This is a genomic window from Nocardia sp. NPDC060259 (assembly GCF_042728775.1).
Classification (GTDB): domain Bacteria; phylum Actinomycetota; class Actinomycetes; order Mycobacteriales; family Mycobacteriaceae; genus Nocardia.
In genome coordinates, this window is record NZ_JBHXAY010000098.1 from 1 (window position 1) to 24,437 (window position 24,437).

At 69.9% G+C, this 24,437-nt stretch carries 21 protein-coding genes and 1 pseudogene; 8 read left to right on the plus strand and 14 right to left on the minus strand.

What is annotated here, in order from left to right; translation table 11 throughout:
• Positions 1-35: 35 nt before the first annotated feature.
• The 4 genes from ACFWF2_RS27075 to ACFWF2_RS27090 are packed head-to-tail and all read right to left on the minus strand — an operon-like array spanning position 36 to position 2,551.
• The gene (locus ACFWF2_RS27075) at positions 36-302 is read right to left on the minus strand and encodes a YciI family protein (RefSeq protein ID WP_379310269.1); all 267 of its coding nucleotides are present in this window, start codon (positions 300-302) and stop codon (positions 36-38) included.
• Positions 299-814 carry a transcription antitermination factor NusB gene (gene nusB, locus ACFWF2_RS27080; RefSeq protein WP_189023664.1) on the minus strand — a complete coding sequence of 172 codons (516 nt, stop codon included), beginning with the start codon at positions 812-814 and terminating at the stop codon, positions 299-301. Before nusB ends, ACFWF2_RS27075 begins: the two co-directional genes overlap by 4 nt.
• 2 nt (positions 815-816) lie before the next feature.
• Positions 817-1,380, minus strand: coding sequence for an elongation factor P (gene efp / locus ACFWF2_RS27085; RefSeq protein WP_379088395.1), 564 nt, complete (start codon positions 1,378-1,380; stop codon positions 817-819).
• Between the two features lie 49 nt (positions 1,381-1,429).
• Entirely contained in the window at positions 1,430-2,551 is a 1,122-nt protein-coding gene (locus tag ACFWF2_RS27090; RefSeq protein ID WP_379310270.1) for a M24 family metallopeptidase, read from the minus strand.
• A gap of 175 nt (positions 2,552-2,726) precedes the next feature.
• On the opposite strand from ACFWF2_RS27090, the gene ACFWF2_RS27095 reads away from it, so the two are divergent.
• The 4 genes and pseudogenes from ACFWF2_RS27095 (at position 2,727) to aroB (ending at position 6,940) form a co-directional block, all read left to right on the plus strand.
• The gene (locus ACFWF2_RS27095; RefSeq protein WP_379310271.1) at positions 2,727-3,194 is read left to right on the plus strand and encodes a prepilin peptidase; all 468 of its coding nucleotides are present in this window, start codon (positions 2,727-2,729) and stop codon (positions 3,192-3,194) included.
• 184 nt (positions 3,195-3,378) lie between these two features.
• On the plus strand, positions 3,379-4,587 hold the full coding sequence (gene aroC / locus ACFWF2_RS27100; protein WP_379310286.1) for a chorismate synthase: 1,209 nt from the start codon (positions 3,379-3,381) through the stop codon (positions 4,585-4,587).
• Between the two features lie 146 nt (positions 4,588-4,733).
• Positions 4,734-5,450: pseudogene (locus ACFWF2_RS27105) on the plus strand (shikimate kinase); the annotation flags it as partial.
• Positions 5,451-5,824: 374 nt separating this feature from the next.
• Positions 5,825-6,940 (plus strand): 3-dehydroquinate synthase, encoded by a 1,116-nt coding sequence (gene aroB / locus ACFWF2_RS27110; RefSeq protein ID WP_379310272.1) that lies wholly within the window; start codon positions 5,825-5,827, stop codon positions 6,938-6,940.
• Between the two features lie 50 nt (positions 6,941-6,990).
• Here the strand turns inward: aroB and ACFWF2_RS27115 are convergent, their stop codons facing one another.
• The 6 genes from ACFWF2_RS27115 to ACFWF2_RS27140 form a co-directional block, all read right to left on the minus strand.
• Complete coding sequence (locus ACFWF2_RS27115; protein WP_379310273.1) at positions 6,991-7,437, minus strand: B-4DMT family transporter; 447 nt, start codon at positions 7,435-7,437, stop codon at positions 6,991-6,993.
• 49 nt (positions 7,438-7,486) lie between these two features.
• Positions 7,487-8,293, minus strand: coding sequence for a shikimate dehydrogenase (locus ACFWF2_RS27120; RefSeq protein WP_379310274.1), 807 nt, complete (start codon positions 8,291-8,293; stop codon positions 7,487-7,489).
• On the minus strand, positions 8,286-9,842 hold the full coding sequence (gene mltG / locus ACFWF2_RS27125) for an endolytic transglycosylase MltG (RefSeq protein ID WP_379310275.1): 1,557 nt from the start codon (positions 9,840-9,842) through the stop codon (positions 8,286-8,288). Before mltG ends, ACFWF2_RS27120 begins: the two co-directional genes overlap by 8 nt.
• On the minus strand, positions 9,839-10,405 hold the full coding sequence (gene ruvX, locus ACFWF2_RS27130) for a Holliday junction resolvase RuvX (protein ID WP_379310276.1): 567 nt from the start codon (positions 10,403-10,405) through the stop codon (positions 9,839-9,841). The genes mltG and ruvX overlap by 4 nt, the downstream gene beginning before the upstream one ends.
• Positions 10,405-13,071: an alanine--tRNA ligase gene (gene alaS / locus ACFWF2_RS27135; RefSeq protein WP_379310277.1), complete on the minus strand. Its 2,667-nt coding sequence runs from the start codon at positions 13,069-13,071 to the stop codon at positions 10,405-10,407. Before alaS ends, ruvX begins: the two co-directional genes overlap by 1 nt.
• Before the next feature lie 75 nt (positions 13,072-13,146).
• On the minus strand, positions 13,147-14,523 hold the full coding sequence (locus tag ACFWF2_RS27140; RefSeq protein WP_379310287.1) for a replication-associated recombination protein A: 1,377 nt from the start codon (positions 14,521-14,523) through the stop codon (positions 13,147-13,149).
• 86 nt (positions 14,524-14,609) lie between these two features.
• Between ACFWF2_RS27140 and ACFWF2_RS27145 the strand changes: the two genes are divergently transcribed.
• Positions 14,610-16,286 (plus strand): alkaline phosphatase D family protein, encoded by a 1,677-nt coding sequence (locus tag ACFWF2_RS27145; protein ID WP_379310278.1) that lies wholly within the window; start codon positions 14,610-14,612, stop codon positions 16,284-16,286.
• Between the two features lie 198 nt (positions 16,287-16,484).
• Here the strand turns inward: ACFWF2_RS27145 and ACFWF2_RS27150 are convergent, their stop codons facing one another.
• Both ACFWF2_RS27150 and ACFWF2_RS27155 read right to left on the minus strand, forming a co-directional pair.
• On the minus strand, positions 16,485-17,312 hold the full coding sequence (locus tag ACFWF2_RS27150) for an acyltransferase (RefSeq protein ID WP_379310279.1): 828 nt from the start codon (positions 17,310-17,312) through the stop codon (positions 16,485-16,487).
• An 87-nt stretch (positions 17,313-17,399) separates the two neighbouring features.
• The gene (locus ACFWF2_RS27155) at positions 17,400-18,569 is read right to left on the minus strand and encodes a phosphotransferase family protein (RefSeq protein WP_379310280.1); all 1,170 of its coding nucleotides are present in this window, start codon (positions 18,567-18,569) and stop codon (positions 17,400-17,402) included.
• 193 nt (positions 18,570-18,762) lie between these two features.
• Here ACFWF2_RS27155 and ACFWF2_RS27160 point away from each other — a divergent pair, with 193 nt between their 5' ends.
• Positions 18,763-19,782, plus strand: a complete 1,020-nt coding sequence (locus ACFWF2_RS27160) for a hypothetical protein (RefSeq protein ID WP_379310281.1) — start codon at positions 18,763-18,765, stop codon at positions 19,780-19,782.
• A gap of 9 nt (positions 19,783-19,791) precedes the next feature.
• Here ACFWF2_RS27160 and ACFWF2_RS27165 read toward each other — a convergent pair whose 3' ends face one another.
• Together ACFWF2_RS27165 and aspS are read right to left on the minus strand one after the other, a co-directional pair.
• The gene (locus tag ACFWF2_RS27165; protein WP_379310282.1) at positions 19,792-20,760 is read right to left on the minus strand and encodes a DUF389 domain-containing protein; all 969 of its coding nucleotides are present in this window, start codon (positions 20,758-20,760) and stop codon (positions 19,792-19,794) included.
• A 76-nt stretch (positions 20,761-20,836) separates the two neighbouring features.
• Positions 20,837-22,651 carry an aspartate--tRNA ligase gene (gene aspS, locus ACFWF2_RS27170; protein WP_379310283.1) on the minus strand — a complete coding sequence of 605 codons (1,815 nt, stop codon included), beginning with the start codon at positions 22,649-22,651 and terminating at the stop codon, positions 20,837-20,839.
• 209 nt (positions 22,652-22,860) lie between these two features.
• On the opposite strand from aspS, the gene ACFWF2_RS27175 reads away from it, so the two are divergent.
• Positions 22,861-23,787 (plus strand): neutral zinc metallopeptidase, encoded by a 927-nt coding sequence (locus ACFWF2_RS27175; protein ID WP_379310284.1) that lies wholly within the window; start codon positions 22,861-22,863, stop codon positions 23,785-23,787.
• A gap of 46 nt (positions 23,788-23,833) precedes the next feature.
• Positions 23,834-24,334 (plus strand): hypothetical protein, encoded by a 501-nt coding sequence (locus ACFWF2_RS27180; RefSeq protein ID WP_379310285.1) that lies wholly within the window; start codon positions 23,834-23,836, stop codon positions 24,332-24,334.
• Positions 24,335-24,437 lie beyond the last annotated feature (103 nt).

A 24,437-nucleotide genomic window follows, 5' to 3' on the forward strand; every position in this document is an offset into this window, starting at 1 on the left:
CATCCTCGAGGATGCGCGGCTGTCGTCGAGAGATTTCACGCCGAGACGGCGATCTCCCATTCGTAGATCGTCAGTTCCGACGCTCCGGTGGTGTGGACCGGGTCGCTGTGCGCGATTGCCGTTGCGGCGTCAAGGCTTTCGGCCAGGACGACGTAGGCGCCACCGGTGCCGTCGGTGAACCTGCCGCTCTCCTGCAGCTGGCCCTTGGCGAGCAGCTCCTGCAGGAACGCGCGGTGCGGTTCGACCACGGACTGGTCGAAATTCGGTGTGCGCATGACCATCACGAGGTACTTGTTCGTCACGACCGGTCCTCCGGCGCGGGACGCGCTGCCCTGGTGGCGGCCGCGGCGGCGCGCACCTGCGGCGCCACCTGCACGACCTGGCCGAGCACACCGTTCACGAACGACGGGGAGTCGTCGGTGGACAGCTCCTTGGCCAGCTCGACGGCCTCGTCGACCGCGACCACCGGGGGAACGTCGGTGGCGTGGAACAACTCCCACACCGCGATCCGCAGAATCGCCCGGTCGACGGCAGGCAGGCGGGACAGCGTCCAGTCCTGCAGGTAGCCCTCGATGGTGCCGTCGACGCGGTCCAGGTCGTCGGCGACGCCTTCGACCAGGACCGAGGTGTAGGCGTGCACGGGGGCCACGCTCTGGTCGCGGGTCGCGAGGTCAGCGCGTTCGGCGAGCAGGTCGGAGACGTCGACATCGCGCGCCTCCGCCTCGAACAGCAGGTCGACGGCCCGGCGGCGCGCCTTGTGGCGCGCGCCCAGCTTCTTGAACGAGCCCTTCTTGTCTGCCGGCGAGTCCGTCACGATCAGGCGTTGACGCGGCCGAGGTAGCTGCCGTCGCGCGAGTCGATCTTCAGCTTGTCACCGGTGTTGATGAACAGCGGGACCTGGACCTCGGCGCCGGTCTCGAGGGTGGCGGGCTTGGTGCCACCGGTGGAGCGGTCGCCCTGCAGGCCGATGTCGGTGTGCTGCACGACGAGCTCGATCGTGACGGGGAGCTCGACGAACAGCGGCGCGTCCTCGTGCACGGCGACCTGCACGCCCATGTTCTCCAGCAGGAAGCGCGCACCCTGACCGATGGTGGCCTCCGGGATGGAGATCTGGTCGTAGGTGTCACCGTCCATGAAGATGTAGTCGGTGCCGTCGTGGTACAGGTAGGTCATGTCGCGACGGTCGACGGTCGCGGTCTCGACCTTGACGCCCGCGTTGAAGGTCTTGTCGACGACCTTGCCGGACACGACGTTCTTCAGCTTGGTCCGCACGAAGGCGGGGCCCTTACCCGGCTTCACGTGCTGGAATTCGACGATCTGCTGGAGCTGACCGTCGATCTTCAGCACAAGGCCGTTCTTGAAGTCGCTGGTGTCCGCCACTGTCCTCGGATCTCCTCGTTCGTTTACTGCGGTCTCTGGGGGACCGGCGTCACTCGACGACGGTCAGGTCCTTGCTGGTGAGGGTGAGCAGGTCCGGGACCCCTTCGCGCACCACGAGCGTGTCCTCGATCCGGACCCCGCCGCGGCCGGGAAGGTACACACCTGGTTCGACGGTCACCGCCACGCCAGCAAGAAGTGTACCGGTACTCGTTTTCGCCACTCCCGGCGCTTCGTGGATCTGCAGCCCGACCCCGTGTCCGAGGCCGTGCACGAACTGCGGGCCGTAACCCGCGTCCTCGATGACGACCCGGGCGGCCGCGTCGACCTCGGCGGTCTCGGCGCCCGGTTTCAGCGCCTCCCTGCCCGCCGCCTGCGAGCGGGCGACCAGTTCGTAGATCTCGCGCTGCCAGTCCTCGGGCGCGCCGAGCACGAGCGTTCGGGTCATGTCGGAGTGGTAGCCGTCGACGACGGCGCCGAAGTCGAGTTTCACGAAGTCGCCGGTGGCCAGCACCGCGCCGGTCGGGCGGTGATGCGGAACGGCGGAGTTCACGCCCGCGGCGACGATCGTCTCGAACGAGACGGCTTCGGCGCCGTGCTCGAACATCGCCCATTCGAGGTCGCGGGCCACCTGGCGTTCGGTGCGGCCGGGCCGGATCAGTCCGCGCTCCAGCAGGCTCGCCAGGCCCGCGTCGGCCGCCGCGCAGGCCGCACGCAGCTGGGCGATCTCGTAGGGGTCCTTGACCATGCGCAGCTGCTCGACCAGCCCGTTGGTCGGCACCAGTTGCAGCCCGGTCCGCTGCTCCTGGAACGACTGGTGTTCGGCGACGGTCACCACATGGCTCTCGAAGCCGACCCGGCCGAGCTGCCATTCCCCGCCCAGCTCGAGGATGCGGCGCGCGGTGGCCCGGGAGATCTCGGCCCGCAGATCGGGCACCTGCTGGGCCACCTGGGCGGAATAGCGGCCGTCGGTGCCGATGACGGTGCGGTCCTCGGCGCCACGCATGTCCCAGGAGTGCACGAGCAGCACGGCATTGGATCCGGTGAAGCCGGTCAGGTAGCGGATATTGACCAGATCGGTCACCAGCAGCGCGTCGACGCCATTCTCCACCAGCAGGTTACGCAGGGCGCCGCGTCGTGCCGCGTGATCGGGACCCGTGTAGTCAGCACACATGGGTCAACGCTACCGCCGAACGAGCGACACGTCGGCACCGAACCCGGCACTTTTCGCAGCCTGGACGCGTGTGTCGGCGTCGTAACTGGAGACGGTGTTGTCCACATCGCCCGGAGTTGTCCACATTCGCGGTCGAGGTCTCGATCCGGTGGCCAGGGCGCAGCACGATCAATCCATGACCACTGCCGCGTTCTGCCTGCTCATCGCCTGGTGCCTGCTGCTCGGCGTCCTCGATATCCATGCCCGTCGGCTCCCCAACGCGCTCACCGGCGCCGGTGCCGCCGCGGTGTTCCTGTATGCCCTGTGCACCGACAGCCTGGCGACGGCGGTGATCGGGGCCGCGTTGCTGACGATGCCGTACCTGGTCACCCATCTGCTCTCGCCCGCCGCGCTGGGCGCGGGCGACGTGAAACTCGCGGTGGGATTGGGCGCCGCCGCCGCGCTCGCCGGGTCGCCCGCCTGGGTGTGGGCCGCGATCGCCGCACCGCTGCTCACCGCGACGGCCGCGGCGGTGGTGCTGGGCAGCCACTGGCTGCGTTCGGTGCTGGGACATGTAGACGCACGGTCGGCGCCGTCCCGGCGCGTCGTGCCGCACGGTCCGGCCATGTGCCTGGCCACCGTGACCGCGATGGCGCTGGCATGACCACCGCGACGCGCCGAACCGATCACGCACCTGGCGCGGGCACCCGATGACGTTCCGGAGCGGGTCGATGCAGCACGATCGGGCCGGTGGCCGCCATCGCGCTGCCCCGCGCACCACCGACGTGCCGCTCGTCACGTCGGACCGCGTGCCCGCCTACGCGCGTCGACATGGGAAGATGGTCGGCGTGTTGCGCTGGATAACTGCCGGAGAATCCCATGGTCCCGCTCTCGTTGCCCTCCTGGAAGGGATGGTCGCCGGAGTCGAGGTGACATCGGACGATGTCTCCGCACAGCTCGCGCGCCGTCGGCTCGGTTACGGGCGCGGCGCCCGGATGAAGTTCGAGGCCGACAAGGTCACCCTGGTCGGTGGGGTGCGCCACGGCCGGACCATGGGTGGTCCGGTCGCGATCGAGATCGCCAATTCCGAGTGGCCCAAGTGGACCGAGGTGATGTCGGCCGACCCGGTCGACGAGGCCGAGCTCGCCGGAATGGCACGCAACGCGCCGCTCACCCGTCCGCGCCCCGGGCACGCCGACTACTCCGGCATGCTCAAGTACAACTTCGACGATGCCCGGCCGATCCTCGAGCGGGCCAGTGCGCGCGAGACCGCGGCCCGCGTCGCGGCGGGCACCGTCGCCCGGAACTTCCTGCGCCAGGCCTTCGGCGTCGAGGTGATCTCGCATGTGGTGTCCATCGGCACCGCGGCCAACACCACCGGTGTCATCCCCGGCCCGCGCGATCTCGACGCGATCGATGCCAGCCCGGTCCGCGCGTTCGACGCCGACGCCGAAGCGGCCATGATCGCCGAGATCGAGGCGGCCAAGAAGGACGGCGACACCCTCGGCGGCGTGGTCGAGGTGATCGTCGACGGCCTGCCCATCGGGCTCGGTTCGTTCACCAGCGGCGAGCAGCGGCTCGATTCGCGCCTGGCCGCTGCCCTCATGGGCATCCAGGCGATCAAGGGCGTCGAGGTGGGCGACGGTTTCGAGACCGCGCGCAGGCGGGGCAGCCAGGCACACGACGAGATGCGTCCCGGCCCCGACGGCGTGCTGCGCTCGACCAACCGGGCAGGCGGCCTCGAGGGCGGCATGACCAACGGCGAAGCCCTGCGGGTACGTGCCGCGATGAAGCCGATCTCGACCGTGCCGCGCGCGCTGGCGACCGTCGACATGTCCAGCGGCGAGGAAGCCGTCGCCATCCACCAGCGCTCCGACGTGTGCGCGGTGCCCGCCGCGGGCGTGGTCGCCGAATCGATGGTGGCGCTGGTGCTGGCGCAGGCCGCGCTGGAGAAGTTCGGCGGCGACTCGCTGACCGAGACCCTCGACAACATCACCAGTTACGTCAAGCGGATCGGCAACCGCCCGCACGTGCCCGCGGACAGCCGCACGTCGTGACCGGGCAGGGGCAGGAGGGGGCCGCGGAGGACAACGACGCGGGCCCCCCATCGACTGTCGGCACCGAAGGGTCCGTCGGCGACTCGCCCAGCACGGTCGGCGAGACCACGGACACCGAGCAGGCGGCCGCACCCCGCGCGCGCGTCGTGCTGGTCGGGCCGCCCGGCTCGGGCAAGTCGACGATCGGGCGCAAGCTGGCCAGGGAACTCGGGGTCGAGCTCTACGACACCGACGCGGGCATCGAGGCCGACACCGGCCGCACCATTCCCGAGATCTTCGCCACCGACGGCGAGCCGGAGTTCCGCCGGATCGAGGAGGAGGTGGTGCGCCGGGCCGTGCTCGAACACGACGGCGTCGTCTCTCTCGGCGGCGGGTCGGTGCTGTCGGCGCAGACCCGCGAGGTGCTGCGCGCGGCGACCGTGGTCTACCTGGAAATCAGTGTGGGCGAAGGACTTCGGCGCACCGGTTCGAGCAATGCCAGGCCGCTGCTCAACGGCACCGATCCCGGCGCCAAGTACCGCGAGCTGATGCGCATCCGGCGCCCGCTCTACCGCGAGGTCGCCACGGTCCGGGTGCGTACCGACGGGCGCAGTCCCGGCCGGGTGGTGCGGATGATCCTGGCCAAACTCGGCCTGGAATCGGTGCGCACCGACCTCGAGGCCGAGCGCACCGCCGGTGGAACCGGCTCCGCCGCTTCGGGTCCGGTCACCAGCAGGCCCGGTATCGGCAGCAACCGGTCAAGGGCGCGGCGACGCGCCAGGGCGCGCGCCGCGGCCGCCCGCAGGGCGAACGAGCAGAACACGATCGACCGGACCGGTTCGGCGACAACACGATCCGGAACCGACACCGCACAGGCCGGTGACGCCACAGCCACCCGAGGCAGCACACCGCAGGGTGAGACCGCCGGTGCACGGACGACCGGTACCCGACGGTCGCGGCGGACCAGATCCCGTCGTGGCGGTGTCCGCATCCGCTCGGCCGCGGGGACGAACCGCGACGCCGACGGCAGGGCGGCAACGCGCGCGGCGGGCACCGAGCAGTCCGGTGCGGCATCGCCGGATCGCCCGGCGGGCCAGCGCACCGGCACACCGGCGCCGACCGGGCAGCGGACCGGAGCCGGCCAGCCCGGCGAGGCCGACCGCGCGGCGACGCAGGCCGATCGCGCGCGGCGCAACAGGCCGCGGCGACGCGGCGGCAGACGCAAGAACAACGACCAGAAAGAATCGGAGCAGCGCACGTGACAGAGCCGACCACCATCCAGGTCCGCACCGCCGACCCGTACCCGGTGATCATCGGCCGCGGGCTGCTCGGCGACCTCGTCGAGGCGGTCACCGCGGGCAACGCCGTGCGGACCGTGGCGATCTTCCATCAGCCGCCGCTGGCCGAAACCGCCGAGGTGGTGCGCAAAGCACTGGCCGACACCGGGATCGACGCGCACCGCATCGAGATCCCCGATGCCGAGGACGGCAAGGACCTGGCCGTGGCCGGGTTCTGCTGGGAGGTGCTCGGCCGGATCGGGCTGACCCGCAACGATGCCATCGTGAGCCTCGGCGGCGGCGCGGCCACCGACCTGGCCGGCTTCGTGGCCGCCACCTGGATGCGCGGCGTGCGCATCGTGCACGTGCCGACCACGCTGCTGGCGATGGTCGACGCGGCGGTCGGCGGCAAGACCGGCATCAACACCGAAGCGGGCAAGAACCTCGTCGGCAGCTTCCACGAGCCCAGCGCCGTGCTGGTCGACCTCGCCACCCTCGAGACGGTCCCCCGCAACGAGATCGTGGCGGGCATGGCCGAGATCATCAAGGCGGGCTTCATCGCCGACCCGGTGATCCTCGACCTCATCGAGGCCGACCCGGCGGCCGCCCTCGATCCCACCGGTGACGTGCTGCCGGAACTGATCCGGCGGGCCATCCAGGTCAAGGCCGACGTCGTCGCGGCCGACCTCAAGGAGTCGAGCCTGCGCGAGATCCTGAACTACGGGCACACCCTCGGCCACGCCGTGGAGCGCCGCGAGCGCTACCGCTGGCGCCACGGCGCCGCCGTGTCCGTCGGCCTGGTCTTCGCGGCCGAGCTGGGCAGGCTGGCTGGTCGTCTCGACGACGCCACCGCCGACCGCCATCGCACCATCCTGGAGAGCGTCGGCCTGCCGGTCACCTACGACGGTGACGCGCTGCCGCAGCTGATGGACGCGATGCAGACCGACAAGAAGACCCGCTCGGGTGTGCTGCGCTTCGTGGTGCTCGACGGCCTGGCCAAGCCCGGCCGCCTCGAAGGACCGGATCCGTCGCTGCTGGCGGCGGCCTACTCGGCGATCGCCCGCGAAGGCTCCACCGGCGGTCCCATCCTGCTCTGAGACGTGTCGTGCCCGGCAGGAAAACCTGCCGGGCACGAACACCACGGGTCTCAGGTGGCGGGCGCGAACTCCGGTTCGGTGACGGGAGCAGCGGATTCGGTGGTGCGCCGCGCGCGGCGGCGACCGAACGCGACACCGGCCAGCGCGGGCAGGAAGATCAGCAGCATGATGAACGAGGCCGCGGACGTCAGCTCGAACAGCGCCCCTGCATCGCCGAGTTCGATCCCCGGCACCTGATCGAGTACCCAGCACACCGCGCCGCTGGCGAGCCCGGCGACGGCGCCCGCGGCCAGCCAGCGCACGGTGAGATCGGCGGCACTACCCGAACGGCCGTCGCGCACGCCCCAGGCGACGACGACGGCCACGATCACGACGAGGCAGCCCGCCCGCCAGATCGTGCCGTAGGTCGGCGCGGACGCCATCGCGAATCCGAGCAGCAGCCGTAAGGCGACGACCAACGCGCCGAGAACGGTGGCTCGCAACACCCAAGCGGTCATGAGCAACACCTTAACCGGTAAAAACTAGAACAGGTATCAATTCTGCGGATCAGGCGAGCGCCGCGGCCATCTCCGCGCGTGGCGCGGGCAGACCGGTGAACTGCTCGACCTGCCCGTAGGCCTGGTTCAGCAGCATCTGCAGCCCGCTGACGACCGTGTGCCCGGCCGCCTCGACCGCGGCGGCCAGCGGGGTCGGCCACGGGTTGTAGATCGCGTCGAGGACCACCGGCGCGACGGCGACGGCCTCGGCGACAGCGGCAGCCGCCTCGGCGGGCACGGTGCTCACCACGGCCCCCGCCGACGCGCACACCGCGCGCACCCGCTCCGCGTCGAGCGGCACGACCGACGGCCGCATGCCGAGCTGTTCGGCCAGCGCCACCGCACTGCGGGCCCGGCCTGCATCGCGCGCGACGACGGTGACCGTCTTCGCGCCCAGTTCCGACAGCGCGAGCAGCGCGGGCCGTGCCGTGCCGCCCGCACCGAGCACCACCGCCTCGTCGATCGCCTCGACACCGCCGCCGCGCAGCGCGCCGAACACGCCGTCGACGTCGGTGCAGTCCGCCCGCCAGCCGGTCTCGGTGCGGACCAGGGTGTTGGCCGAGCCGACCAGCACGGCCCGCTCGGTGCGCTCGGCGGCGAAGGCCAGCGCCGCTTCCTTGCCCGGCATGGTCACCGACAGCCCCACCCATTCCGGGCCGAGGCCGCTGACGAGTCCGGGCAGCTGCGCGGCATCGCATTCGACGCGCTCGTAGGTCCAGTCCAGGCCGAGGGCGCGGTAGGCGGCCAGATGCAGCTGGGGCGAACGCGAGTGCGCGATCGGCTTGCCGAGCACCGCCGCCTTGCGACGCTCAGCCACCGTAGGGCTTGGAGCTGTCGAGGATGCCGCTGCGCTGCGCCTGGGTGACCAGTCGCAGGTGTTCCTGATAGCTGTCGGTGAACAGGGTGGTGCCCTCCTTGTCGACGGTGACGAAGTACAGCCACTCCCCCGGCTCCGGATTCTCCATGGCCCGCAACGCGTCCAGCGACGGTGCCGAGATCGGAGTCACGGGCAGGCCCTGCATCGCGTAGGTGTTCCACGCGGTTTCCCTGGCGCGGTCGGCGTTGGTGGTCGCCACCTCGGTGGTGTCGAGGGTGTAGTTCACCGTCGAGTCGAACTGCAGCATCTGGTCGACCTTCAGCCGATTCACGATCACCCTGGCCACTTTGCCCATGTCCTGCGGCTTCGCCTCACGCTCCACCAGGGAGGCGGCGATCAGGGTCTGGTACGGCGTCAGGCTCGTGGTGAGGCCCGACTGCAGCAGTCCGGTCGACTCGTAGCGCTGCACGCTCGAGGTCACCAACTGCCGCAGGATCTGCTGCGGGGTCCCGCTCGGGTCGAAGTCCCAGTTGCCCGCCGCGATCAGACCTTCGAGCTGCCTGGAGCGGTCCGGGGATTCCCGCACGCCCTTCATCGCCCATTCGGGCACGCCGAGTCCGGCCAGGTCCATACTCTGGCCCGCGGCGTCGAGCTGTTCGTAGGTCACGCATTTCTTGTCGGTGCCGTAGCAACTGGCCTGGGCGACCTTGCGGTAGATGCCGTCGTAGCGCCCACCGGTGTTCGCGTCGTGCTTGTCGTGCAGCAACCGGCCCTCGGAGACGGTCACGTTGCCGACTCGCGACTTCCCGCCGACCAGCGTGGCGACGGCGTCGGCGGCCGGGCTGTTCACACCGACCGCGTAGTACCCGGGCTGCACGCTGTTCATCCCCGCGTTCCGCACGGCCGCCTCGTAGAAGGCTTCGCGGCTGGCGACCACACCCCGATCGTGCATGGCGCCGGCGATCTGCGTCGCGGTGTCACCGGAGTGCACCTGGACGACGACGAGCGCACCGGCAGGGCCCGCGAAATCCGCGGGCGGGGCGAAGCTGCTCATCAGCTTGTAGCCGGCGAAACCGGCGGCGGAGACGAACAGCACGACCAGCACCGCGCCGACCGCCCAGAGGTTGCGGCGGCGACGTTTCCGCTCGGCCGCCTTGCGCGAGGCGATCCGCGATCGCTTGCTCCGCCCCGAGGTCGCCTTGCTGCGGCCCGAGGCCTCCTTGCCCCGGCCAGAGGCCTCTGTGCCCCGCACACGGTCGGCCTTGGCACCTCCGGCAGCGCCCGCCCGGCCCGCGGGTGGACGCCGACGGGGTGCCGCAGCGGCCGGTTCCGGTTCCGGCTCGGGCTCCGGCTCGTCGTCGTAGACCTCGTCCTCGTAGCGCGGGATGACATCGGTGCCGTCCTCGTCGTCCCAGCCGGGGGGCTCGGCCGCTGGCGGCTCGTCGCGCGCCGTGCGGGCGTCCAGGCCCCAGTCGTCGCGCCGGGGGTAGCGCCGATCAGCTTCCCGCGCCCGGTAGCGTTCCTCGGCCCTGGCCCATCGGTCGGTCATGCATCGTCTCCGACCACGCTCGCCGTGTCTGCTGCGTCCTTCAACACCGAACTCCGCTCGTCCAACCATCCTTGCAGGATCGACACGGCTGCCGCCTGGTCGATCACCTGCCGCTGGCCACGTGCGCGAACTCCGCTGTCGCGCAGCGCACGTGCAGCAGACACCGTAGTCAAACGTTCGTCGGAAAGGCGTATCGGAATCGGGTCGATCACCCGGCGCAACTCGCGGGCAAACTTACGCGCGATGGTGGCCGCTGTTCCGTTTTCACCGCGCAACGTGCGCGGGAGCCCGATGATAACCTCGACGGCTTCGTACTCCTGCACGATGTCGGCAATTCTTTTGATGTCGGCGGGTGGACCGGCCGCGCGCCCACCGGATTTCGCCGGTTTGGCGCGCGGCACGGTCTCCACCGGAGTCGCGAGTATACCGTCGGGGTCGCTCGACGCGACCCCGATCCGCACGCTGCCGACATCGATGGCGATGCGACGGCCCCGTCCGGGGTCGGTCGCCGCGTCCGGACGGTCGGCCGGGTCCTGTTCGGCTGGACCAGCAGTGGCTGGCATCAGCCGGCGAGTTCGGCCACCCGGGCACGGACCGCGGCCAGACCGGCCGGGATACCCGACGGATCCGAACCCGAGCCCTGCGCCATCTCCGGCTTGCCGCCACCGCGACCGGCGATGCTCGGGCCGAAGCTGCCGACCAGATCCCCCGCCTTGATGCCGAGATCCTGGGCCGCCTTGTTGACCGACACCACGAACGGCGCCTTGCCGTCGGTGTTGCCGAGCAGCACGACCACCGCGGGGTCGCTGCCGAACCGGCCACGGATGTCGGTGGCCAGGGTGCGCAGGTCGCCGGCGGCGACGCCCTCGGGCGCCGCGGCGGCGACCAGCAGCAGCGAGCCGATCCGCTCGGCCTGCTCGACGAACGTGCCCGCCGAGGACAGCACCGCGGCGATCTTGGTGCGCTCGAGTTCCTTCTCGGCCACCTTGAGCCGCTCCACGAGCTGCTCGACGCGGCCGGGCACCTCGTCCGAGGGCACCTTCAGCGAGGACGCGACACCGGCCAGCAGCGCGCGCTCCTTGGCCAGGTACCTGTAGGAGTCCAGGCCGACGAAGGCCTCGACGCGACGCACACCCGAACCCACCGAGGACTCACCGAGCACGGTGATCGGGCCGATCTGCGAGCTGTGCTCGACGTGCGTGCCACCGCACAGCTCCATCGAGAACGGGCCGCCGATCTCCACGACGCGCACCTCGTCGCCGTAGTTCTCGCCGAAGAGGGCCATCGCACCCATCTTCTTGGCGTTGGGCAGGTCGGTGACGAAGGTGTTCACCGGGAAGTTCGCACCGACAGCGTCATTGGAGACGGCCTCGATGTCGGCCTTCTGCTGGTCGGTCAGCGCACCCTGCCAGTTGAAGTCGAAACGCAGGTAGCCCGGCTTGTTCAGCGAGCCTGCCTGCACGGCGTTGGGACCGAGCACCTGACGCAGCGCCGCATGGACCATGTGCGTGCCGGAGTGGCCCTGGGTGGCGCCCTTGCGCCACGCCGGATCGGCCTGCGCGAGCACGACATCGCCCTCGGTGATCTGGCCCTGCTCGACGGTGGCCTTGTGCACCCACAGCTTCTTGGCGATCTTCTGCACGTCGTTGATGCGCAGCTTCAGACCGGAGGCGGTGATGGTGCCGCGGTCGGCGATCTGGCCACCGGCCTCGGCGTAGAGCGGGCTGCGATCGAGGATGACCTCGACGTCATGACCGGCCTGCGCGGCGGGCACCCGCACGCCGTCGGCGATCAGGGCCAGTACCTTCGCCTCGGAGGTGAGCTCGTCGAAGCCGGTGAACTCGGTGGCGCCGCGGTCGACCAGTTCCTTGTAGACGGTCAGGTCGGCGTGCGCGTGCTTGCGGGCCTGGGCGTCGTCCTTGGCGCGCTTGCGCTGCTCGGCCATGAGCGAGCGGAAGCCTTCCTCGTCCACCGAAAGGCCCGCCTCGGCGGCCATTTCGAGGGTGAGGTCGATCGGGAAGCCGTAGGTGTCGTGCAGCGCGAAGGCGTCCGAACCGGTGATCTGCTTGCCGCCCTTGGACTTCACCGCGGTGGCGGCATTGTCGAAGAGGGTCTCACCGGTGTTCAGGGTCTTCAGGAAGGCGGTCTCCTCGCCGACCGCGACGGTTTCGATGCGGGCGAAGTCGGTGCCGAGTTCCGGGTACGACGGCGACATCAGGTCGGAGACGACCTTCATCAGCTCGGCCATCACCGGCTTCTCGGCGCCGAGCAGGCGGGCCGAGCGCACGATGCGGCGCAGCAGGCGGCGCAGCACGTAGCCGCGGCCGTCGTTGCCGGGGTTCACGCCGTCGGCGATCAGCATCGCCGAGCTGCGGACATGGTCGGCGATGACGCGGAAACGCACGTCGTCGGCGTGCTCGACGCCGTAGGAACGGCCGGTCAGCTCCTCGGCCTTGTCGATGATCGGGCGCAGCAGATCGGTCTCGTAGACGTTCTCCACACCCTGCAGGAGCATGGCGACGCGCTCGACGCCCATCCCGGTGTCGATGTTCTTCCTCGGCAGCGAACCGACCGGCGGGTGACCCAGCTTGGGGCTCAGCTCACCGCGGATGTCCTGCATGAAGACCAGGTTCCAGATCTCGAGGTAGCGATCCTCGTCGGCGACCGGGCCGCCTTCCTTGCCGTAGGCGGGGCCGCGGTCGTAGTAGATCTCCGAGCAGGGGCCACCGGGACCGGGCACGCCCATGTCCCAGTAGTTGTCCTTGCCGTCGCGGAACTGGATTCGCTCCTTCGGGATTCCGGCGACGCGATGCCAGATCTCGGCGGCCTCCGGGTCCGACTCGTAGGCGGTCACCCAGATGCGCTCGGGATCGAAGCCGAAGCCGCCCTCCTCCTGGGACTTGGAGATCAGCTCCCAGGCGAGGGTGATGGCACCCTCCTTGAAGTAGTCGCCGAAGGAGAAGTTGCCCGCCATCTGGAAGAACGTGTTGTGCCGGGTGGTGACGCCGACCTCGTCGATGTCACCGGTGCGCACGCACTTCTGCACGCTCGTCGCGCGCGAGTACGGCGGCGCCTCCTGCCCCAGGAAATACGGCTTGAACTGGACCATGCCTGCGTTGACGAACAGCAGGTTGGGGTCGGCCAGGATCAGCGAGGCACTGGGCACCTCGGTGTGTCCGGCACGGACGAAATGGTCCAGGAAACGCCGTCTAATCTCGTGGGTCTGCACAGCAGTCCAGCTTACCGCCTGCATTCCACCTGTTTTCCGCCGGAGTCCGTGGTCTCGGTGACACCGTGCGCGGGGCTAGTTCCCGCGGATGATGCGGCGCAGTTTGCCGAGCCTGCCGCCGACCTCGCGCTCGAAACCGTGGTCGGTCGGCTGGTAGTAGTCCGTGCCGACCAGGTCGTCGGGCGGGTACTGCTGGGCGAGCACACCCTCGCGGGCGTTGTGCGGGAACTTGTAGCCCTTGGCGTTGCCGAGGGCGGCGGCACCGGCGTAGTGGCCGTCGCGCAGGTGCGGTGGCACCGCGCCCGCCTTGCCCGCGGCGATGTCGGCCATGGCGGCGCCCAGCGCCGAGGTCACCGCACCGGACTTGGGCGCGGTGGCGAGGTGGATGGTGGCCTGGGCCAGGGCCAGTTTGGCCTCGGGCAGGCCGACCAGCTGCACCACCTGGGCGGCGGCGGTGGCGGTCTGCAGGGCCATCGGGTCGGCCATGCCGATGTCCTCGCTGGCGTGGATCATCAGGCGGCGGGCGATGAAGCGAGGGTCCTCGCCCGCGGTGAGCATCCGCGCCAGGTAGTGCAGGGCCGCGTCGACGTCGGAGCCGCGGATGGACTTGATGAAGGCGCTGATCACGTCGTAGTGCTGATCGCCCGCGCGGTCGTAGCGGACGGCGGCCTTGTCGACACTGGCCTCGACCAGTTCGACGTCGACCGTGCCGTCGAGCGAGGACTCGGCCGAGGCTTCCAGCGCGGTCAGCGCGCGCCGCGCGTCACCGCCCGCGATGCGCACGAGGTGGTCGAGCGCGTCGTCGGTGACCTTGTACTCGCCCGCCAGTCCGCGTGGATCGGCGATCGCGCGATCGAGGACCTGCCGGATGTCCGCGGGCGTGAGCGACTGCAGCTGTAGCACCAGCGAGCGCGACAGCAGCGGTGACACCACGGAGAACGACGGGTTCTCCGTGGTCGCGCCGACGAGCAGCACGATCCGGTTTTCGACCGCGGCCAGCAGCGCGTCCTGCTGGGTCTTGGAGAATCGGTGCACCTCGTCGATGAACAGGACGGTCTGCTCCCCCACCGACAGCCTGCGGCGCGCCACGTCGATGACGGCACGGACTTCCTTGACCCCCGCCGACAGGGCCGACAGCGCCTCGAACCGGCGGCCGGTGGCCTGCGACAACAGCGAGGCCAGGGTGGTCTTGCCGGTGCCCGGCGGGCCGTAGAGCAGCACCGAGGCCGCGCCCGAGCCCTCGACCAGGCGGCGCAGCGGCGAGCCGGGACCGAGCAGATGCTGCTGGCCGATCACCTCGTCGAGCGACTGCGGCCGCATCCGGACCGCCAGCGGCGCACCGGGGTCGCGCCGGACCACCGCGTCGAGACCGTGCTCGGGCGCGGCGCGTTCTCCGGGCACGTCGAACAGGCTCTCGCTCACGTCGAGCAGGGTACCGACGCGGTCGGACAGGTTCGCGGCGGCGGAGGCGGCCCGACCAAAAATTGAACGATCGACCAACTTTACGAACAAGACTTGCGCGTAAGCCGGTTCGTGGGATGAGATCGCTCCTCGTGGTCGAAAACAACGCCGTCATCACCTCCGCGACAGGGCAGTTCGCCCGGCGCACCCTGTTCACAGGCGGGACGGCGGCGGCCGCGGTCGTGGTGCTGAGTTCCGCGACGGCGCACGCGGCGAGCGCGGTATTCCGCCATGGTGTCGCCTCCGGTGACCCGCTGCCCGGCGCGGTGATCCTGTGGACTCGCGTCAGCGTCGCCGACGACGCCACCCCCGGCTCCGGCCTGGGCGCCCCCGCGACGGTCCGCTGGGAGATCTCCGCGAACGAGTCCTTCGCCGGCATCGCCGCCTCGGGCACGGTGACCACCACCGCCGATACCGACCACACCGTGAAGGTCGACGCGACCGGCCTTGCGCCCGCCACCGACTACTTCTACCGCTTCACCGCCCTCGGCGAGACGTCCCCGGTCGGCCGCACCCGGACCGCGCCCGCGAACGACAGCGACATCGAGCGGCTACGTCTTGGCCTTGTCTCCTGCTCCAACTGGGAAGCGGGCTGGTTCGGGTCCTACCGGCACCTGGCCGCCCGCACCGACCTGGACGCGGTCGTGCACCTGGGCGACTACCTCTACGAGTACGGTCGCGGCAAGTACACCGGGCGCGGCGGCGCGGTGCGCGCGCACGAGCCCGCCAACGAGATCGTCACCCTCGCCGACTACCGCACCCGGCACGGCCAGTACAAGACCGACTCCGACCTGATGGCGCTGCACGCGTCGGTGCCGTTCATCTGCACCTGGGACGATCACGAGTCGGCCGACAACTCCTGGCGCGATGGCTCGGAGAACCACGATCCGGCCGTGCACGGTCCGTGGAGCGCCCGCCGCGCCGCCTCCGCGCAGGCCTACCTGGAGTGGATGCCGGTGCGCGCCACCCGCACCGGCACCGAGGTGCAGATCTACCGCAGGCTGCGGTTCGGCACCCTCGCCGAACTGTCGATGCTGGACCTGCGCAGCTACCGCGACCACGAGGCGGGCCCCGGCGCCGGCTGGCGCAACGCCGACGACCCGGCCCGCACCATCACCGGCCGCGCCCAGATGGACTGGCTGACCGCGGGCCTGACCTCCTCCCCCGCGCAGTGGAAGCTGATCGGCAACTCGGTGATGGTCGCGCCGCTGGTGTTCCCGCCGCTGGAACCGGCGACCACCCAGGCGATCACCGAGGCGCTCGGCATCCCGCAGGGCGGCCTGACCGTCAACGGCGACCAGTGGGACGGCTACACCGCCGACCGGCACACCCTGTTCCGGACCATCGCCGACAACAAGGTGGGCGACGTCGTGTTCCTCACCGGCGACATCCACACCTCCTGGGCCGCCGATCTGCCGCTGAACGCCGCCGACTATCCCGGCGGTCCCACGGTCGGCGCCGAGTTCGTCATCCCGTCGGTGACCTCCTCCAGCGTCGGTGACCTGCTGAAGATGCCGCCGCGCACCGCGTCGGTTCCGGCCGAAGAGGCCATCAAGGCGGCCAATCACCACCTGCGCTACACCGAGCTCGACTCGCACGGTTTCGGCGTGCTCGAGGTGACCCCGGCGCAGACGCAGATGGACTGGTTCTATGTCGCCGACGTCACCGACCCGGCGACCGGCGTGCGGCACGGCGTGTCGTTCGCCGTCCCGGCGGGTGGGCGCGTCGAACCGAGGCCGACCCCGCTGGACTGAGCACGTCGCCGGGGAAACTACGCCGCAGCGCCTCGCTGAATCGACAACCGGCCCAGGATCACCATTCCCCCGGCGAACATGAGCAACGCCGGCACAGTCAGCACACCGGAATATCCGAGCCCGGAAAACGTCCAGAAACACAGCGGAAGGAACGCTGCCATCCAGCCAACCGAGACCAGGCCTGGAAGCACACGAATATCACTGCCGACACCCCGGTAGACAGCACCGACGAACCGATTCTGCACGGGCCGGACAGCTGCCAGCACGACCATCATCACGGCGGCCAGCACAGTGAGCCACACGAAACGCTGCAACCACCATCCGCCCGAACCGACAGTGAACTCCGGCGCGATTCCGGTCGACAACAACAGCGTCCCCACCGTGACAACCGGGACGAAGTTCCACAGGTACACGGTCATACTCGATGCCGAGATCGCGCGAACTCTCGCCCAGACAGCCTGCCGGGCCAGCAGCCCGCGCAGCGCGGGCGCGATCAGCAGAACCCCATCGGATGTGCGCGGCGAACAGCCACGGCGTCAGGGTCGAGACGACCAGATAGACCGGCAGGAACCAGAAATGCGACGCCAGCAACCAGCCGACATCCGCGCGAATGCCGGCATTCAGCCCGAGCGCGCCGGCAAGAGCAAGAATCGGGATCGCGATACCGACGTACAGGGCGGTCGGCACGAGCAGGCGAAGCGCCCGGCTGTGCGCCCACTCCGCGGATTCGCGCTTCCTCCTTGTCCACGAGTGGGCCGCGGTGGATCCGCCGGCAAGAAAGAACAGCGGCATCACCTGCATGCCGAGTGTCAGCCACTGTGTCCAGGGAATCAGCAGGAGAATCTCCGGCACGACGAGCTCGCCGTCCTGGTACTCCGGTGCGATGACGAGCCAGTGTCCTACGCAGACAACAACTATCGACACCGCGCGCAGGAAATCGACGAACCGATCCATGTCCGGCTCGGGACCAGCTGCCGAATCCCGGCGCGATGCAGGCGATGGTGCGGCAACAGATCGGTCGTCCATGGAAATCCTCGCACAGCTACGTCGATCGGTGCAGACATCGCGCCGTAGCTGGAAAACACGCAACCCCCCTGCGTTCGTCTGGCTCGCTTACTCCGCCCAGCGCTCTTCCAGCATCGCCGACACCTGCTCGGCGAAGTCGCCGACGGCGTCGTCCCCGGTGACCCGCGCGTCCTCGGCCAGGGCCGACCAGCGGTTGATCAGGGCCTCCGAGCGCGGCACGGACAGGCCGTGTTCGCGCGCGGTGGCGATGCGGGTGTGATCGGCGGGCAGGAACCAGTACGTCGACAGCCACACCCAGATCAGGCGCGCCTCGAGGATTCGCTCGGCCAGCACGGTGTCGTCGGCCAGCGACGGCCACACCCCGACCACGACCGAGCGCCAGGCCTCGACCATCTCCCTGGCGCGGCTGCGCGAGAGCTCGAAATCGCACAGGCAACCCGGGAACGAGACCAGCGCGTAGGCGATGTCGAGGGTGGCGTCACGGAAACCGCCCCACTCGTAGTCGAGGAACCGGGCGCCCTCGTCGTTCATGATCACGTTGTCGGGGCACAGGTCCGACGGGCTGAACGCGCGATACCGGCCGCCGGTGAACAGGCGGTTGCCGTGCACGATGCGCTCGGCGATCTCGCCGGGCACCTCGATGCCGAGCTCGGCCTCGAGCAGCCCGGGGACATCGGCGATCGCGGCCTGGGCCTGCTGGGCGATCCCGTCGACGCGATGCACCGAGTCGACCCGGCGCATCAGGGCGACGAAGTCCGGTTCGCGGCCGACGGTCGCGGCGTGCATCCGGCCCAGCGCCTGCGCGAAGGCCATCAGCGCGTTACGGGTGCCCGGCTCGGCGCGGGTCTGCAGCACGGAGGTGAGCAACGCGTTGTCGCCCAGATCGGACAGCACCAGCAGCCGGTCGGGCACGCTGTGCGCGATCAGGTAGGCGCCAGGGCGCTGTTCGCGGCTCAGCGCGGTGGTGAACTGGTAGGACACCGCCTCGCGCAGGAATGCCGCGTCGATGCTGGTGACTCCAGGTGCCATGCCACCGGTGCTGCGGTCCTGAGCAGAACCGCGCACCTGCTTCACGATCAGCGTGCGCGGCAGCGAAAAGGCGTTTTCCGCAACACGCACGCGTAGGACTGTCGTCCTACCACTGCCACTGAGCTCCATCGGATCACTCAGTTTCACCGCAGCACCCATTCGCTTTGTGAGCAACTGTTGTGCTGCGGACACGACGTCGGCGGCGCGTTCGGCCAATAGTGCGGTCATCGCCTCTCAAGCTACTCGTACCTGGTCACTTCTAGCGAGCGGTTACACAACCTTTCCGCGTCGCCCGGCGTGTTGGCACCGAGGTTGCGCGAGTGTGACTGTTCGCTTGACACACCCGACTGTCGTCGGGTTTTCTCATCGTCAACTGCTGTGCGCCACACCGCAAACCGGTTGAGTCGAAAGGTCTACCACAGTGACCGACACACCGTACGCCGCATCGAGCGATTCACCGGGTGGGTCGCCGCGCTCCGGCGGTGGCGGACAGTTCGCCGATGGCACGGGCCGCCATGAGGGACAGGGGCAGCCGCCCGCGTCCGGTTCCGGACCGAGCAGGCATGGAATGGCCGGTGGCGCAGGCTATCCGCAATTCGAAGGGCCCGGCGCCGCGCAGTACGGCGAGGAACCGCTCGAGCCCGCGCCGCCGATTGCCGGACCGGCCGCCGCCACACCACAGTACGGGCCGGCGGGCACCGGTCCCGGTTACGGCACGCCGCAGGCGAAACCGAACAATCCCGGGTATGGCGCCGCCCCCGCGCCCGGCGTGTCGGGCACCGGCGGCGGGCAGACGCCGGGTTACTACCATTCGGGAGCACAAGCACTCGATATCGGCCGCTCGCTGAGCTACGGCTGGGAGCGGTTCCGCACCAATCCGGGTCCGTGGCTCGGCGTCACCGCGGTCGGCGTGCTCCTCTATCTGGCCGTCCTCGCGATCGTCCAGATCTTCGATCCCACCTCGCTGTTCACCGTGCTGTTCCTGTTCCTTGCGGTCGCGGTGGGGCTGTGGCTGCTGCAGGCGGTGATGATCCGCGGCGCGCTCTACGAAACCGACGGTTACCCACCGGCTTTCGGGTCGTTCTTCCGATTCGTGAACGCGGGCAATGTGTTGTTGACGGCACTGCTCGCCTTCGCCGCGACCCTGCTCGCCTCGTCGCTGTGCCTGTTGCCCGGCCTGGTGGTCGGCTTCCTGTGCATGTTCTCGCTGCACTTCGTCATCGATCAGGACTACGGTCCGCTGGAGGCGATCAAGGCGAGCGCGGTGCTGGTACTGGCCAACCTGTGGGCCTCGCTGCTGCTCGCGTTGACGGTCACTCTGGTCACCATCGTCGGTCTGGCGCTGTGCGGGCTCGGCCTGTTCGTCGCAGGCCCGGTGTGCGCGATCGCGGTGACCTATTCCTACCGGATGCTCACCGCGGGACCGGTCGCCCGGGTCTGAGCCCGGAGTTCAGTGCCGCAGCGGGGTGCGCATCCCGATGGCCCGCTTGAACCGGCCGACCGGACCCGCCTCGTCGCCCGCGCGCGGCCGCAGCTCGAGCACGAGGACGCCCGCGACGACGATGCCGAGCAGGTTCACCGCCAGCTGACCCACCGACTCGAACGCGCGGTGCCACTGGCCGATGGTCGCCGCCACCACCGCGTACCCGGCGGCGGGCACCGTGGTGACGGAGATGAACACGCCGATCAGGGCCGCCGATTTCGCCGTCACCAGCGACAGCATGCCGGCCGCTCCCGCCAGGATCGCCACGACCAGCGAGAACGGCCCGACCTGGTAGATGAAGTCCACGTCGTGGGCGTCGACAACGCCTTCGGTGGTGATCCAGCCGAGCCGCTCCCACAGCAGGGTCGCGGCCAGCGTGATCACCATCGCGACCGGGAAGGCCACGGCCAGCGCGATCACCGAGCGCCGCGCCAGCCGCCAGTTGCGGCGCACCAGCGCCACCGACAGCGCCGCCAGCGGCCCGAACTCGGGGCCGACCACCATGGCGCCGACGATGGTGACCGGCGAGTTCGTCGCCACCCCGATCGAGGCCAGCAGGCAGGCGATGGTCAGGAACGCGACGAAGGTCGCGTTGAGCGAGGACTCCTCGTGGGTCTCCTCGAGCAGCTGCTCCCAGACCACAGCTTCGCTCGGGTCACCGGGCGCGGCCCTGACCGCCCGGTCGGCGGCATCGGAGAGCACCACTTCGACGGGTCCGAGCGTGATGCCACCGGTCTGCTCGATCCCGAGGGCCTTGATGTCGGCGAGGACCTTGTTGGCGGCCTCGCGTGCCACGTCGGCCTGCACGAGATCGCCCTGTGGTTCCACGGCGATCCCGCGCGCGACCGTCAGATGGGTGACCCCCGCGTCGGCTTCGAGCGCCCGCACGAGGGCGTCGGTCTGCTCGGGCGGACTGATCACACGCAGATGCAGCACCGGTGGCCCTTCTGGTCGGTGCCGCCGGGGGCGGCACGGGAACTGACCAGAAGGTACCGGCTGCGGTCAGCGACCGCTATTTCTCGGCGGCAACAGCTTTCGGCGCGTCGGCGGCCTTGCCGTCGCCCTTGACCTCGGGCTTGGCGTCGATACCGGCCTCCTTGCGCTGCTGCGCGGTGATCGGGGCGGGTGCGTCGGTGAGCGGGTCGACGCCGCCACCGGTCTTCGGGAACGCGATCACCTCGCGGATCGAGTCCTCGCCCGCCAGCAGCGCGGTGATGCGGTCCCAGCCGAAGGCGATGCCGCCGTGCGGCGGGGCGCCGTAGGCGAAGGCGTCGAGCAGGAAGCCGAACTTCTCCTGCGCCTCGTCGTGGCCGATGCCCATCACCTGGAACACGCGTTCCTGCACGTCGCGGCGGTGGATACGGATGGAACCGCCGCCGATCTCGTTGCCGTTGCAGACGATGTCGTAGGCGTAGGCCAGCGCCGAACCCGGGTCGGTGTCGAAGGTGTCGATCGACTCCGGCTTGGGTGAGGTGAACGCGTGGTGCACCGCGGTCCAGGCCGAGTAGCCGAGGGCGACGTCACCGCTGGCGGTGGCCTCGGCGGTGGGCTCGAACATCGGCGCGTCGACGATCCAGACGAAGGCCCAGGCGTTCGGGTCGATGAGGTCGCACTTGCGGGCGATCTCGCCGCGTGCGGCACCGAGCAGGGCCCGGCTCGACTTGACCGCGCCCGCGGCGAAGAACACGCAGTCGCCCGGCTCGGCGCCGACCTGCTTGGCCAGTCCATCCCGCTCGGCGTCGGTCAGGTTCTTGGCGACGGGCCCGCCCAGGGTGCCGTCCTCGTTGACGAGGATGTAGGCCAGGCCCTTGGCGCCGCGCTGCTTGGCCCATTCCTGCCAGGCGTCGAGCTGACGCCGCGGCTGGCTCGCGCCGCCCGGCATGACGACCGCGCCGACGTACTCGGACTGGAACACCCGGAACGGGGTGTTGGCGAAGTAGTCGGTGAGCTCGGTGATCTCGATACCGAAGCGCAGGTCGGGCTTGTCCGAACCGAAGCGGCGCATCGCCTCGGCGTAGGTCATGTGCGGGATCGGGGTGGTGATGTCGTGGCCGACCAGCTTCCACAGCGCGACCAGGATGTCCTCGGCCAGCAGGATCACGTCCTCCTGGCGCACGAAGCTCATCTCGATGTCGAGCTGGGTGAACTCGGGCTGACGGTCGGCGCGGAAGTCTTCGTCGCGGTAGCAGCGCGCGATCTGGAAGTAGCGCTCGATGCCGCCGACCATCAGCAGCTGCTTGAACAGCTGCGGGCTCTGCGGCAGGGCGTAGAAGCTGCCCGGCTGCAGGCGCGCGGGGACCAGGAAGTCGCGGGCGCCCTCGGGGGTCGAGCGGGTCAGCGTGGGGGTCTCCACCTCGATGAACTCGTGGCGGGCCAGCACGTCGCGCGCGGCGGCGTTGACCTTGGAGCGCAGCCGGATGGCGTGGCCGGGGCCTTCGCGGCGCAGATCGAGGTAGCGGTACTTGAGGCGGGCCTCGTCGCCGGGGGTCTCGTCGAGCTGGAACGGCAGCGGGGCGCTCTCGTTGAGCACGACCAGGTCGGTGACGTTGACCTCGATCTGCCCGGTCGGCAGCTCGGGGTTCTCGTTGCCGTCGGGACGCTGCTCCACCACACCGGTGACCTGCACACAGAATTCCGCGCGGAGCTTGTGGGCCTGTTCGGCAGCTTCGCCCTCGCGGAAAACCACCTGCGCGACACCGGAGGCGTCGCGCAGATCGATGAAGGTCACGCCACCGTGGTCACGACGCCGGGCCACCCAGCCGGTGAGGGTGACGGTCTGACCGGCGTGCTCGCTTCGCAGCGAACCAGCCAAGTGGGTGCGCAGCACGGTATTCCTTTCGACAGACTTTTGCGGACTCGTCGCACCGGCGGGGAAGACCAGGTGCACTGCCATCGTAGTGAGACACGATCCCCGAGGGAAAACCGATATCTCGCCGCGCCGTGTCAAGCTTGTGACGCATGCCCGCCGGCGAGGGTCCGCCCGCGGTGAATCGCGCTGCAGGACAGCTGGACAACCGAGCGAAGGCGAGTACCGCGATGACCTTCAACGAAGGTATGGAGATCGATCCCGGCCGGGCCTCCTCCGGCGGCGGCCCCGGTATGGGTGGCAAGCTCGCCGTCGGTGGCGGCGCCGGTGGTCTGATCCTGCTCGTGATCACGCTGCTCCTCGGCGGTGATCCCGGGTCGGTGCTCGGCAACTTCACCGGCGTGCAGGACACCCAGCAGAGTCAGCCGGGCACCGCGGGCACCCCGAGCCATTGCAAGACCGGCGCCGACGCCAACAAGTACGTCGACTGCCGGGTGGTGGCGACCGCGCAGAGCCTGGACGGGGTGTGGTCGCAGGAACTGCCCAAGCAGACCGGTACCCGCTATGTCGAGCCCCAGCTGGTGCTGTTCTCCGGCGCCGTGTCGACCGGCTGCGGCAATGCCACCAGCGACGTCGGCCCGTTCTACTGCCCCGCCGACCAGACCGCCTACTTCGACACCGCCTTCTTCCAGGATCTCACCGACCGGTTCGGCGCCAGCGCGGGCCCGCTGGCCCAGGAATACGTGGTCGCGCACGAGGTCGGCCACCACATCCAGAACCAGCTCGGCGACATCGGCCGGGCCCAGCGCGACCCGCAGGGCGCCAAGTCCGGCGCGGTCCGCACCGAGCTGCAGGCCGACTGCTACGCGGGCATCTGGGCCCATTACGCCGACAAGCAGCCCGCGCCGGGCAGCACCCAGCCGTTCCTGAAGCCGCTGTCGGACAACGACATCCGCGACGCGCTCTCGGCCGCCAACGCCGTCGGCGACGACCGCATCCAGCGCTCCGCCGGGCGCGGTGTCAATCCCGAGTCGTGGACGCACGGATCGTCCGAGCAGCGCCAGAAGTGGTTCCTCACCGGCTACAAGACCGGTTCGGTCAAGGCGTGCGATACCTATTCCGCGGGTGACCTGAACAACCCGCCCGGGCTACGCTGACCCCCGACGCGACACCGACACATCGTTTTTCGACCGAGGGGAACCCATGCGCCTGACCATGACCGGATTGCTCGTCTGCGCTCTCGCCCTGCCCGGCGTGAGCGCCGTCGCCAACGCCGAGCCGGCGCCGCTACCCCTGATCAGCGTGACCACGATCCCCGACGGCTGGTCCCAGCGCACCGACCTGCGGCCGGTGCTGCAGGTCTTCGCCGACGGCAAGGCCGTGCATTCCCCGGATGCGGTGAGCAAGGACCGCAAGCCCGAGACGGCGGCCAAGCAGGTGACGGGAACCGTTGCCGAGGACGTGATCTCGGCCGCGCGGGACGAGATCAACGCGCTGAAGGAGGTCGACTTCGGCATCCCGTCCGGCGAGGGCAAGGGCACCACGATCATCGATCTGATGCCGGAGGACCTGATCGACGATGCCCATCTCGTCGTCTACTCCCCCGATTCCACCGACGGCCTGAACGCGGACCAGCAGGCCGCGCGCAAGCGCTTCACCGACCTCTGCAAGAAGCTGGTCGACGCCTTCAAGGAAAAGCGCTGAGCTGACGACGACGCCGCCCCGGACACCTGAGCACGGTGTCCCTGTGCGCGTCGAGCTCGGCCCGCGCGATCTCGCTGCCGGGACAGCGGTGATGGTTCGGCGC